Consider the following 12,718-nt stretch of genomic DNA (forward strand, 5'->3'; position numbering starts at 1 on the left):
AAATATTTAGGAATATTATACTAATACACACTTTTATTAAGTAAAAAATTCCTGATATGAATTTTTGATTTTAAAACATAAGGCGAAAATTTAGGAGCAAGATCAACAATCAACTTCCAAGTATCTATAGCTCTTAACGTGTGTTTATGATCATCATAACTATAAGTAGCATAAGCAATGGTATACACTATTTCCCAAAAATCTGTAGACTCAAAACTAGTTTTAACATCAGTATATTCATTTATTTTTTGAACAAAAGACCTTAAATTTTTAAACTCATAAAGCGGTTCATAATAACTAACACAGTCATACATTTTAGTCAAAATACCAATTGCAGCTACAAGTCCATGAGTAATTGCAAGTTCATAAGCACCAATCTTTAAATATACTTTTGATAATGACTGATGGGTATCGATAATATTATATTTATTAAATCTATAAAGATTAAAAGTAAAATCTAAACCAGAAGTTCCCCTGACCTGTTTTAAATAAGAATGTAAATAAAACGACATATTAAATTTATTACCTGTAGTATTCTCATATTTTTGAACGACATAGTGATAATTATAATAATCATCACTACTTGAGAATTTACTTAAAATCTCATTTAAGTAATCAATCATATCAACATAATTATCTTCAATTTCAGCAATCTTTGCCAAAGAAAAAAGTATATTTTTTTCAAAAGATTTATCTAATAAATAATCTTTATCTTCCAAAGCCTTTTGAAGATGTAATTTTTCAAACACAACATTGCCAATCATGCTATAAGCAATTGATAAATAATAATTAGCTTCTGGATATATTCCTTTTCTAAGCAAAGCTTCCTGTAAATAATTAATTGCACTAGTAAGATTAGATTTAATAAATCCTTCCTTAGAATAAATAAATTGTCGTCCCTTTTCAAGTAAAATCCAATACGGAAATTCTTTCACACCTGATGAATTTAGATTAAAGATAAAGCTGAAAATAAAAAGGAACAAAAAAGGTCTTAGCATATCTATAAATATATTAAATTTTCTCACAAATTGCGAGAAAATTTAATGCATAAATCCTTCATATTTAAACAAATTTAAATATCATCAAGAATACCATCACAAAAAGGGCAACAGATTCTATTAAACCTAAAATCAAAAGATTTGTCGCAAATCCCTTGCCAGTTTCAGCAAAAGCATCACAAGCACCTGCAGCCGTTCTACCCTGAGCAAAAGCAGAAATAGAAATTGCAAGACCACCACCAAAACCAGCTCCAAATAACAACCAAGGATCCGCCTGTGTCATTATCCCTGCTAAAGTATTCATCAATATATAACCATATATTATTTGTGTCAAAGGTGCTGATACAAAAACAATTAATAAGAAAGGAGCTGGCTTACCTTGCATATAACATCTCTTCCATGCCCCAATAGCAGCACTTCCGGCAGCTCCCATACCCAAAGCTGAACCTATTGCAGCTATTGCTAAAGCCGAATTAACTCCTATTAAACCTATATTCATAATTCTCTCCTTATCTAATCTTTAATTTTTAATTTTTCTAAAAGGCCTATAAGAATACCCATTCCATTCTTGCCCCAAATGGTTTGAAAATTCAAGCATATTAAGTCTTACCCCATGAACAACAACAGATAACAAAGATAAAGTTATATTTAAAATATGTCCAAAAAGTATCACAATAATGCCACTTATCATAAGACCAACATTAGATGATTTTAATAAAGATGCTGACATACTATTAAAACTATCAGAAATTGCAAGTCCCGCAAGTCCAACAGCAAAAAGTCTAATATAAGATATTATGTCTGCAAATCCTGAAACAGTAGCTAAAAATTGCTCTATTATTCCCCCAAAGCTCTTTAATACGCACATAAAGAAGTTTGAACCATCTTGTTTCTCAAAAATAAAGACAAGTATCACTCCACCATATATCATATTAAGAACAATGCTGTGCATAGGAAACCTATCTTTGCCAAGTATTAAATTGAGAACAAGATAATAAAGCCCAGGCATTATAATAAGCCAACCAATTTGAGCAATTGAATGTATATGTGGTTTTTCCTTCACTTTTTGAATAAAATTCCACATATGAGCTAGTGATATTTGCAAAACACCTATTGTAAAACATATAAACATAATATTTTGCATACCATTCGTACCCGTCAAATACCCAAGCTTTAAAGACTTTAAAATAGGAAATAACTCAAGAATAAAAGGATTACTGCCAAACCAAGTACCAGTCATCGAACCATATATTATTGCTGATGTACTTAGATAAAATATTAAAGCATGAATAGATGTTAAAGGCTTACCTTTTATAAAATTGCCTAAACTAAGAAAAATGCCTACTAGTAAAAATATCATTCCATAAGCCGCATCACCAATTATCATTCCAAAAAACATAAAGAAAAATAACATAAAAACACAACTAACATCTCTCTCTTTATAGCCAGGAATTGTATCTAAAACATCAAAAATAGGCTTAGCAAGCTTAGCAATTCCCCTTCTCTTTATATAAGTGGGAACAACATCATCATCCGGCTCTGCAAATTGTACCACAAATTTACCCTTAAGATTTTTAAGATCCTCCCGCTTATCTTCCGGAACGAATCCTGTAATGTATACAAAATTATCACACGCTACATCCATGTCAGCCATAACTTGCTCAAACTCAACAATTTGATCATACTCTTTTATTTCATCTCTTAAAATATCCCTATATTTATTTAAAATCGATAATTGGGTTAACTTTTGATCTAAAATTTCATCAACAAATCTTAACTTATTCTCAATAAAATCAAGGTCAAAATCAAACTCATATTCCTCAGCTGTATCTATTGTTTGTTTAGAATAATTAATAGCTACAAAATAGGCCGTACCTTTATAATTATTAATAAGAGCAACTTTGGTGTCAGAACATGCCAACAATTTTTTATATTCACCAATCCCAGACTTAAAAAATTGCACGTAAATATTACTTTCTCTCAATTTATTAACTAGTTCAAGAGAAAAATATCCCCAAAAAGATATAATATCTCTCTTATGAAGTAATGACTGCTGCATGTCCCTTAAATCTTTAATTTCAGAACCTAAACTAATTATACTCTTTGCAACATCTAAAAAATTCTCATTTGAAGAGCTTAAAAGTTTTACTTCAGAATCATCCCCAAGTAAAGATAAAGCCTGAACCAAAGTTCCCCTTTCCTCAATAATTTTTTCTAAAGATTCTGAAACTCTATTGCAAAAATTAATATGAACAACTCCCAATTCTCTTAAAATTTCGAGTGACTCTCTTTTATATTTCAATAAAGTCAAAATCAAAACTTTGCTCATTTTTACAATCATAAACGCATCCCTATCTATTTTTAATCAAGCTAGCTTTAGCCATTTTACCTCTTACAACAGCTGCTGTTTGCTGATCACCAAGATAAATATTAATCTTTTTTATATTAATTTTTGCAGCAGGTATCATAACTTTTTCAAATAAATTTACCCTTTGAGAAGTAGTATTAAGTTCAGCTTCTAACAACCTAATCTGCTCATCTAAAACCTCAAGTTCTGCATTTATCTGAATCATACTCTTAATAACCTCTATACCCCTATCTACCCAATAAGGTGTCAATAAAAGGTCATGTTTAATATCTTCATATTCAACAAAGTCAAATACAGGAATATTGATGCCTGCAATATTTGCAAAACTCCTTACCACACTTTTAATTTGAATCCAATCTTGGAAAGTAAATTTTTCACCAAATAAAGCAATCCAAGATTTAATATCCCTCTTAAGCCTATCTTGCTCAAGCTTCCGAGCTCTTTTAAGAGCTTCAACTTTTCTAATTTCTAAATAAAGTTGTTGTTTCTTAAGCTGCAAAGTAGGCAAATACCTACCAAGCATTTTAAGGCTATCTTTTTGTTTTTTAAGCTCATTCTTAGTTAATTTAACTTTAGACATTGCTCATCCTTTTTTTGAGGCCAATATTTCTCTACAAGTTCTGTTCTAATCCCAGTTTCTTTAGGTTCAAAACAACTAAAGAGAATTTCCCACCCCAAATCCAAGGCCTCCTCCAAAGGAATATTAACAGATAAGTCCATCAGTTTACTTTCAAACATACCACTGTACTTAATAAGCTTCTCATCCCACTCTGTCATATTAAATCCCATAGCTTTTTTCTCTATAGACTCCTTTGAAGATGCATAAAGCTTAATCATTGAATCCATAATCGTTCTATGATCATCTCTTGTTTTCCCGTTAACCATTTGCTTAAGTCTTGAAAGAGAACCAAAAGGTTCGATTCTGCCTCCCTTTAAATAATATTGCCCTTCAGTAATATAACCCGTATTATCAGGAACTGGATGAGTAATATCATCTCCAGGCATTGTAGTAACTGCAAGTATAGTAATTGAACCTGCCCCTTCAAAATCAATAGCTTTCTCATATCTAGATGCAAGCTGAGAATATAAATCACCAGGATAACCTCTATTAGATGGAACCTGCTCCATAGTAATAGCAATTTCTTTCATAGCATCTGCAAAATTGGTCATATCAGTCAAAAGTACCAAAACCTTTTTCCCTTGTAATGCAAATTTTTCTGCAACAGCAAGAGAAATATCAGGAACTGTTAAAGACTCAACAACAGGATCATTAGCTGTATTCACAAAAAAGATTGTCCTACTTAAAGCACCACCCTTTTCAAGATAATCCTTAAACGTCAAATAATCATCATTCTTAAGTCCCATTCCTCCAAGAATAATTAAATCAACTTCCGCCTGAAGAGCTATTCTTATAAGAAGTTCATTATAAGGTTCACCGGATACAGAAAATATTGGTAATTTTTGAGACTCAACAAGAGTATTAAAAACATCTATCATTGGAATTCCTGTTCTGATCATGTTTCTTGGAACAATACGCTTTGCAGGATTAGCTGATGGCCCACCAATTTCAATCAAATCATCCTCAAGACGCGGTCCTCCATCTTTTGGATTACCAGCTCCATCAAAGATTCTACCAAGCAAATTCTCAGAAAATGTCACTTGCATTGGATGACCTAAAAACTTAACTTCATCTGCAGTTGAAATACCTATAGTTCCGTTATAAACCTGAAGGGAAACTTTATCTCTATCCAACTTAATAACTTCTGCTAAAGAACTTGCATCTTTTGACCTAACAATGGCAAGTTCTCCATATTTAACATCTTGTGCCATCACAGTTATTACATTCCCAACAATAGATTCTATCTTGCTATATACTCTCTTCATTTATGCACCTCGAAAATCCAACTTCTTAGAACGTACTAAATCTTTTAAAGTATTTTCTAACTTATTAAATTTTTCTTCCTTAAAGGGATTAAGATTCATATCCAAAATATTTTGCCTTAGTTCATTTACAAAACTTCTTGCTTCCAATTTATTCTCAAGTTTAAAATCAGATTGTAAAATATCGTAAAGTATATCAAACATATAATTTTGACGTTCAGGACTTACAGCAGTATCAACACTATCGAACGAATTTTGTTGCAAATAACATGCATCCAAAAGCTCAGATTTTAAATAAACTAAAAAGTCACCAATACTTATACCTTCCTCACCAACAACTTTCATCATCTGATTTATCTCATTCCCTTTTGCCAAAAAAGACCTCGCATATTCTGTTTTTTCAGATTCAACAACCCCTTTATACTTACTCCAAGACTCAAGAGGATTAATAGCTGGAAATTTTCTAGCATCTGACCTCTCTCTTGTAAGACCATGAAAAGCTCCTACAACCTTTAAAGTTGCCTGAGTGACTGGTTCTTCAAAATTACCTCCAGCAGGACTTACAGAACCACCCACAGTTACAGAACCAACATTACCATCATTTAAAACAACAATACCTGCCCTTTCATAAAACGATGCAATAACAGATTCAAGATAAGCAGGAAATGCCTCTTCACCTGGTATTTCCTCAAGACGCCCTGACATCTCTCTCATAGCCTGAGCCCATCTTGAAGTTGAATCTGCCAGTAAAAGTATATCAAGACCCATTTGCCTATAATATTCACCAATAGTAATAGCTGTATACACTGATGCTTCACGAGCAGCAACTGGCATAGAAGAGGTATTGCAAATAATACATGTCCTCTCCATTAAAGCTTTACCTGTCCTTGGATCTATAAGCTCAGGAAATTCTTTAAGGGTTTCTACTACTTCACCTGCCCGTTCACCACAAGCAGCAATAATTACAACATCAACATCAGCATTACGACTTGTAACTTGTTGAAGAACTGTTTTTCCAGCACCAAAAGGCCCAGGAATACAAAATGTACCACCCTTTGCAACCGGGAAGAACGTATCTATTATTCTTGTTTGAGTTACCATAGGCTCACTAGGAATAAGTCTATCTTTATAACTGGTAATTGGAACTTTAACAGGCCAATGAAATGACATAGTGATGATATGCCTACCCCCAGCATCATTTTCAATAACAGCAATTTTATCATCTACAGTATAATTTCCATCACTAACGATCTCCACAATTTTGTAAGAATCTTTTCTATAAAATGGAATCATAATTTTGTGCTTAATTGTACCTTCAACAACAAATCCAAGATAATCTCCTGCAACAACAATATCTCCAACCTTTGCAGTTGTATTAAAACTCCATTTCTTACTCCTATCAAGTGCACTTAAGTACAAGCCTCTCTCCAAAAAAAAACCACATTGAGCAGCAAGTTCTGACAATGGATTTTGAAGACCATCATACACCTGACTTAAAAGACCAGGACCAAGTTCAACAGTTAAAAGCTTATCCGTAAATTCAATATCATCTCCAACGGCAATTCCCTTAGTCATTTCAAACACTTGAGCATCAACTTCCCCATCTCTAATACGAATTATCTCTGCTTTTAAACTGCGTCCACCGGTTTTAATAAAAACAATCTCATTCATGGAAACTGTACCAACTATCTCAATAGTAACCAAATTTCCAATAACTCCCACTACTTTTCCTCTAGCTTCCATTCAAATTCCCTTTAAAAACTTTTACTCATTTGCATACTTAATTTTTGACAAATATCATCAAAATTCTTCTCACCTATCTCTTCTATAAAGAGACTTTTTCTTGAAACTAACATTAACTTTAACAAATAAATTACCAATTTTTCAAAATTAAAATCATTTCCCACTTCAAGTTCTGTTAAAAACTGCCACTTTAACATATCAAGTCCTAATTCTACCTCAAAAGGATTTTCCTTAAGACAAAGCGGTTTTAAAATTCCTAAATAATAACTAGAAAAATAAGGAGATTCTAAATACACATCTCTTGAAAATCCCAACTTTTCAGCTCTAATAGTTGCCAAAGTATATCTTATCATTTCTTCAAATTCAAGAAATTGATCAATTACCTTCAAATTCCCCCTAACAAACCTAGATTCTGAAAAATCCTTTAGACAAAGAAAATCTTCCCTGCTTAAAGCAATCTCAATATTATCAAAAAAACCTGAAATACTCTCCCCATTACCAATTTTTAAATCAAGATAAGGTAATGACGATATAACATAGTAATATGGACTTAACATACTACATCTCCTAAATCAACTTTATAACTTCTTTAAACCTTGGATTTAAATATTCAAAAAGAATATCAGCAACAGTTTCTGATGTAAAATCATAATACAAATTTCCATCTCTTTGTTGAATTTTAAAACCTTTACTTATTCCTTCAAAAGGTTTAATCTCAATTGCATCATCAAGCCTATTTCCTATCCTTGCTCTTAAAACAGATAATAAATTAGAAAAATCAGATTCATTAAGTATTATATCTATCTTATCGTTTTTACTCCAAATATCTACAACCTTAATAATAAGGTCCCTCAAAAAATTATCATCATAAACTCTAGAAACAGAATCCTTTAAAGCAGTCTTAAAAAGAGATTTAATATTTTTTTCAGTACCAATAATCAAATCCCTGACTGCTTGACGAGATGCCTCAAGAGAATGTCTTTTATACTCATTAGCTTCCGCTTCAGCTTGCATTTTTAAGTCCTTAGCATCACTCTCAGCTTTTAAAACAATAGCTTCAGCATCCCTCTTTGCATTAAGAATAATCTCATTTGCTAATTTTTCAGCTTCCTCAAGTCCATCTTTTTTAATTTTATTTATCAGATCTTTAACTTCAAACTGCACTAGAACTCCTTAATATACAAAAAAAATAACTCAAAATACTTAATAAACAAATCTTTCAATAAAAAGTATAACAATAAATTTTCAATTATTAAAAGCCAAAGTATTGAGAATCATACACCACTAAAAAAATCTCCTATAATTTTATAAACATTAATATCATGAACTATAGAAAGTTTTTTTCCTGGAAATCTTTCTTTAAGCTTTTCACCAAAAACATTAATACCCCTTTCTATAACCCTGTTACTAAATTCTACATCGACTATATCAAGAGTTATTATTTCAATAATGACTAAATACCCTCTTCCAAATTTAGAACCATATCCAAGGGTAAAAGAAGTAGTAACACGAAAAAGCCCATCCAAAAGTCCATTAGCTGCCTTACCTCTAGAGAGCCTACTTGGATGCACTTTATAAGAATTACCAAATTCATCTTCAAGAACACAATCAACATCAAGACAGATCTTAAACAATGCATTCTCAAATTCTTCAAACCTTGATATACCCATTTAAAATTCTACTATTGTTTTTCCAACGCCTCCATCACTTGGATGAGCAAAATAATATTTTTTAACAAATTTTACATCTCTTAAGAATGCATGTATTCCTTCCATAAGAAGACCTTCTCCTTTGCCATGAATAATCTCAAATTTACAAACATTCCTCAGTAACATATTATCTATTTTCCTATTTAAAAAGTCTATAGCCTCAACCACTCTCATTCCCCTAATATCAACAGTTAAACTCAATTCATCATCTTGACCCTCAAAAGAAAAACTAAAATTTTTATCACGATCATTTTTAGACTTCTTATTATCCAATATTTTCTCTAAATTAGAAGATGAAACCGTAATATTAAAAACACCAGTATTTACAATAAACCCTTTTTTAGTAACACCTATTATTTCTCCTGAAGCATTTGACCCAGCAACTCGAACCTTATCACCCACCCTAAATTCAATCTTAGTGTCAATCTCTTGATTAAGCAATCTAATTTTAGTAGTTTTGGTAATTATATTATCTGTAATATTAGATATAAATTCCTTATTTTTAGTAGTACAAACACTACCCTCTTTTATCTCTCTAACTAAATTTTCTAAAATTTTCCTTGAATTTGTTAAAAATTCTTTCTGCTCATTTATCAATCTCTCTTCCAAATCTTTTTCTTTCAAGATAATATTATTACGAATATTATTAATCTCGATTTCCTTAAGTTCAATAAGCTTAAGCTTTTCTTTTAATTCCTCTTCAAGTAAATGAATTTCCTGCTCCTTTTTTGTAAGTCTTTCCAATATTTCATTAACTTCCGTCTTATTAGATGAATGAATCTCTTTAGCTCTAAGTACTATATTAGAATCAATAGCAGACTTACTTGCAACACTAAAAGCAAAGCTTTCACCTGGAACAGAAAATATTAAATTATAATTAGGTTCCATTTTATCTAAATCCATCTGCATAGAAGCATTAACAACAAATTCATGGGTGTATGCAAAATATTTAAGAGCATTGTAATGAGTCGAAATAATAACACAAGAATTAATATTAATTAAATGCTCAAGAACAGCTACAGCTAATGCTTGTCCTTGTTCAATATCAGTACCTGAACAAAATTCATCAAATATTAACAGGCTATCTCTTGTTGCATACTTTAAAATATAAGCAATATTATTCATATGACTTGAAAAAGTTGAAAGTGAATTTGTAATTGATTGATCATCTCCAATATCAACTAAAATATTATCAAAAATCTTAAAAGTACTAGACTCATCAACTGGAACAGGAATTCCAAATTGAAACATAGCGCTCAAGAGAGCAACTGTTTTCAAAGTTGCCGTCTTACCACCAGCATTAGGACCTGTAATAACTACAACTTTATTGTTTAAAGGACAAAAATTTATAGATTTTGCATGCTGTATTAAAGGATGACGGGCATTGATAATATTAATATTACTATCAAATTTAGGAAACACTCCTTGATTTCTTATTCCATAAATTGCTCTGGCCTTTAGAGAATCATAATATAAAAATTTATTATAAAGAGCTTTTAAAAGAACAATATGTTTGCGAATCTCATCTGAGAGTTCTTGCAGAATTTTTAAAACTATACGCGTTTTTTCAAAACTTAAAAACCCTAATCTATTATTCTCACTCACTATATCATTTGGTTCAATATAAAATGTTTCACCAGATGATGAAATAGATATAATATTACCCTTGATTTTATTTTTAAAACTAGATTTAAGTGCAATAGTATATTTGCCTGATTTATAATAAATAAGCGTAGAGGTTAAATATTGCGAATTTAAGCTTATTATCTGCTTGAGCTGTTTTTCAATTTTTTTATCTAAATTTCTAATTTCAAAATCAATCTCATCATAATTTTTGACAACACCTCGTTTTATTTTAAGTTCATCAAGATCAATATACTTACATAAAGTCTCTAATAAATGCTTTAAACTTGGATCTACAAATAATAATTCTTTTAAAATTTCAACTTCATTTTGAATCTTAAATTCATTTCTATCTAAAAAAAGTATTATTCTTAAAACTTCTCTTAGAAAAAAAATAATATTCTTAATCTCATCAATAGAAATTCTTGAGTTTTCTTTAATAAGTAAAACAATAGAATCACTTATACTCTCAAGACAAGAATTTGGATATTCGTCATAAACTTCAATAAGATTTTTGATCAGTTTAACAAAAAAACATACTCGATGAACTTCTTCCTCGGTTTTCAATATTTGTTGCTCACCTAGAAGGTTAACCGTATCTGAAATAGCTACGTAAGAAGAAACTGAAGATAATATTTGATAAAAATCAATTTTTTCCAAATATTTCTCTTGCATAACTCTTATATCTCTTAAGCTCATTTACAATCTTTAGATAACTATTGTATCTAACTTCTGAAATTTTAAATCCAATTTGATTCATTATAAAACAATTTGGCTCATTTGCATGCAAACAAGAATTAAATCTACAAAAATTATTTAAATCTTTAAATTCTCTAAAATAATATCTAAGCTTAAGAGGTTCTAAGCTTTCAATTCCAAATTCCTTTATTCCAGGAGTATCAATTACCACTCCATTATCAGAATGAAAAGCCATAGCATAAACTGTAGTATGTCTCCCTCGTGCATATTTATAAGATATTTCATTTATAGCCTGCGCTGCATTTAAATCCACCTCATTTATAAGTGAAGATTTTCCAACTCCAGACTGCCCAACAAAAGAAGCTCTTGAATTCTTAATAATTTCCTTTATTTCCTCAATTCCCTGCAAAGTGATAACAGAAGTTTTAATAACCCTATAACCTAAATTTTCATAAATTTTAATTAGAGTATCAACTTTAGTGCTTATGCCCTCATCAACCTTATTTATCAAAATAATAGGAGTAATCCCTTGTTCCTCAGCAACTACCAATGCTCTATCAATAAATGAATTTTTAATCTCAGGAAGATTAGCAGAATTAACAATTAAAACATTATCTATATTTGAAACAATAACTTGCCTAAGAGCAGCCTTTTTATTATAACGCCAAAGAACACTTTTTCGTTTAAGTCTCTCTTTAATATATACCTTGCCCTCATCATAAATATCTCCACAAACAAAATCGCCAGGAACCAAAGGACTATATTCTTTATCCTGAGTATTTAAAACCTTCCCCTTAATAACTCCTTCATAAATTTCATTGGTATTAACATTAACAATAGAATAAATATTATTCACACCCCAGAGAACCTCAAATCTAAGGTCTTTCAATTGATTATTCCTTTAAAATGCAAACCATATTTTTCACAAAAATTCTTATAGAAATACAAATTTTCATCTTGTGTTAAATAAAAATAACGTATCAAACAATCATCACGACTATCAATGCTCTTTAATTCTTTAACAAGCTCATTAGTCACATGTTCACGATTCTCATAAACAGGAATTCCTAAAGAATTTTCAATCATATCTTTAATATGCAAATAATGTGTACATCCTAAAAAAACTATATTCCGCCTACTAGCTTTAACCTCTAATTTTAAGAAATTTAAATATTTAAGTGCATCTTCCTTAAATTTATCTCCATATTCTACAAAATTCACAAGCTCACTTGCAGGTTTTAAAATTAAATCCCAATGATAATCTTTTTCTCTTTGAATAAATTTACTATTAATGGTAGCATGTGTCGCAATTAAAATAACCCTTTTATATGCAAGCTCTTTTACTAAACAAACTGAAGGCAAAGTATATATTACAGGAAAACTAAAATTTAATTTGTCATATACACTAATAGAAGCTGTATTACAAGCAATAACAATGGCAGCAACATTATACATTTGTTCCAGTTTCAAAATTAGTTCTAAAATCTCTTTTAAAAGAAAGTCTGAGCTCTTTTCACCATAAGGAAAGTTCTTATTATCTGCAATATAGACATAATTTCTCTTAACAAGCCTTTTGCTTATATACTCAAAATAAGAAAGTCCACCAACACCCGAATCAAAAACAACTATAACACTCTTTAAATTGCTCATAAGTCTTACTTAACTCTAAGTATAAAAATTAATTTATTCTCTTTCAA

At 30.5% G+C, this 12,718-nt stretch carries 12 protein-coding genes; all 12 read right to left on the minus strand.

Going from position 1 to position 12,718, the window contains the following annotated elements:
• Positions 1–20: 20 nt before the first annotated feature.
• A complete protein-coding gene (locus bpSLO_RS00435; RefSeq protein WP_025407520.1) occupies positions 21–998 on the minus strand; it encodes a hypothetical protein in 978 nt (325 codons plus the stop codon).
• A 64-nt stretch (positions 999–1,062) separates the two neighbouring features.
• The gene (locus bpSLO_RS00440; protein ID WP_025375138.1) at positions 1,063–1,497 is read right to left on the minus strand and encodes an ATP synthase subunit K; all 435 of its coding nucleotides are present in this window, start codon (positions 1,495–1,497) and stop codon (positions 1,063–1,065) included.
• A 21-nt stretch (positions 1,498–1,518) separates the two neighbouring features.
• Positions 1,519–3,339: a V-type ATP synthase subunit I gene (locus tag bpSLO_RS00445; RefSeq protein WP_025407519.1), complete on the minus strand. Its 1,821-nt coding sequence runs from the start codon at positions 3,337–3,339 to the stop codon at positions 1,519–1,521.
• 10 nt (positions 3,340–3,349) lie between these two features.
• Positions 3,350–3,946 (minus strand): V-type ATP synthase subunit D, encoded by a 597-nt coding sequence (locus bpSLO_RS00450; protein WP_025407518.1) that lies wholly within the window; start codon positions 3,944–3,946, stop codon positions 3,350–3,352.
• Positions 3,928–5,250, minus strand: a complete 1,323-nt coding sequence (locus bpSLO_RS00455; RefSeq protein WP_025375141.1) for a V-type ATP synthase subunit B — start codon at positions 5,248–5,250, stop codon at positions 3,928–3,930. The genes bpSLO_RS00450 and bpSLO_RS00455 overlap by 19 nt, the downstream gene beginning before the upstream one ends.
• Positions 5,251–6,990: a V-type ATP synthase subunit A gene (locus tag bpSLO_RS00460; RefSeq protein WP_025375142.1), complete on the minus strand. Its 1,740-nt coding sequence runs from the start codon at positions 6,988–6,990 to the stop codon at positions 5,251–5,253.
• A gap of 11 nt (positions 6,991–7,001) precedes the next feature.
• The gene (locus tag bpSLO_RS00465) at positions 7,002–7,547 is read right to left on the minus strand and encodes a DUF2764 family protein (RefSeq protein WP_025375143.1); all 546 of its coding nucleotides are present in this window, start codon (positions 7,545–7,547) and stop codon (positions 7,002–7,004) included.
• Positions 7,548–7,557: 10 nt separating this feature from the next.
• Positions 7,558–8,154, minus strand: a complete 597-nt coding sequence (locus bpSLO_RS00470; RefSeq protein ID WP_025375144.1) for a V-type ATP synthase subunit E — start codon at positions 8,152–8,154, stop codon at positions 7,558–7,560.
• Positions 8,155–8,264: 110 nt separating this feature from the next.
• The gene (locus tag bpSLO_RS00475; protein WP_025375145.1) at positions 8,265–8,660 is read right to left on the minus strand and encodes a hypothetical protein; all 396 of its coding nucleotides are present in this window, start codon (positions 8,658–8,660) and stop codon (positions 8,265–8,267) included.
• A complete protein-coding gene (locus bpSLO_RS00480; protein WP_038447963.1) occupies positions 8,661–10,997 on the minus strand; it encodes an endonuclease MutS2 in 2,337 nt (778 codons plus the stop codon).
• On the minus strand, positions 10,969–11,910 hold the full coding sequence (gene rsgA, locus bpSLO_RS00485; RefSeq protein WP_025407516.1) for a ribosome small subunit-dependent GTPase A: 942 nt from the start codon (positions 11,908–11,910) through the stop codon (positions 10,969–10,971). The genes bpSLO_RS00480 and rsgA overlap by 29 nt, the downstream gene beginning before the upstream one ends.
• Positions 11,907–12,671, minus strand: a complete 765-nt coding sequence (gene murI / locus bpSLO_RS00490) for a glutamate racemase (protein WP_025407515.1) — start codon at positions 12,669–12,671, stop codon at positions 11,907–11,909. Before murI ends, rsgA begins: the two co-directional genes overlap by 4 nt.
• Between the last annotated feature and the right edge of the window lie 47 nt (positions 12,672–12,718).

Origin of the sequence: Borrelia parkeri, assembly GCF_023035815.1 — a bacterium.
Lineage (GTDB): Bacteria > Spirochaetota > Spirochaetia > Borreliales > Borreliaceae > Borrelia > Borrelia parkeri.

What these genes read in the sequence shown, in the direction of transcription:
- bpSLO_RS00435 (WP_025407520.1), bottom strand. Translation starts at nt 998, where the DNA reads ATGCTAAGACCTTTTTTGTTCCTTTTTATTTTCAGCTTTATCTTTAAT.
- bpSLO_RS00440 (WP_025375138.1), bottom strand. Translation starts at nt 1,497, where the DNA reads ATGAATATAGGTTTAATAGGAGTTAATTCGGCTTTAGCAATAGCTGCA.
- bpSLO_RS00445 (WP_025407519.1), bottom strand. Translation starts at nt 3,339, where the DNA reads ATGATTGTAAAAATGAGCAAAGTTTTGATTTTGACTTTATTGAAATAT.
- bpSLO_RS00450 (WP_025407518.1), bottom strand. Translation starts at nt 3,946, where the DNA reads ATGTCTAAAGTTAAATTAACTAAGAATGAGCTTAAAAAACAAAAAGAT.
- bpSLO_RS00455 (WP_025375141.1), bottom strand. Translation starts at nt 5,250, where the DNA reads ATGAAGAGAGTATATAGCAAGATAGAATCTATTGTTGGGAATGTAATA.
- bpSLO_RS00460 (WP_025375142.1), bottom strand. Translation starts at nt 6,990, where the DNA reads ATGGAAGCTAGAGGAAAAGTAGTGGGAGTTATTGGAAATTTGGTTACT.
- bpSLO_RS00465 (WP_025375143.1), bottom strand. Translation starts at nt 7,547, where the DNA reads ATGTTAAGTCCATATTACTATGTTATATCGTCATTACCTTATCTTGAT.
- bpSLO_RS00475 (WP_025375145.1), bottom strand. Translation starts at nt 8,660, where the DNA reads ATGGGTATATCAAGGTTTGAAGAATTTGAGAATGCATTGTTTAAGATC.
- bpSLO_RS00480 (WP_038447963.1), bottom strand. Translation starts at nt 10,997, where the DNA reads ATGCAAGAGAAATATTTGGAAAAAATTGATTTTTATCAAATATTATCT.
- murI (WP_025407515.1), bottom strand. Translation starts at nt 12,671, where the DNA reads ATGAGCAATTTAAAGAGTGTTATAGTTGTTTTTGATTCGGGTGTTGGT.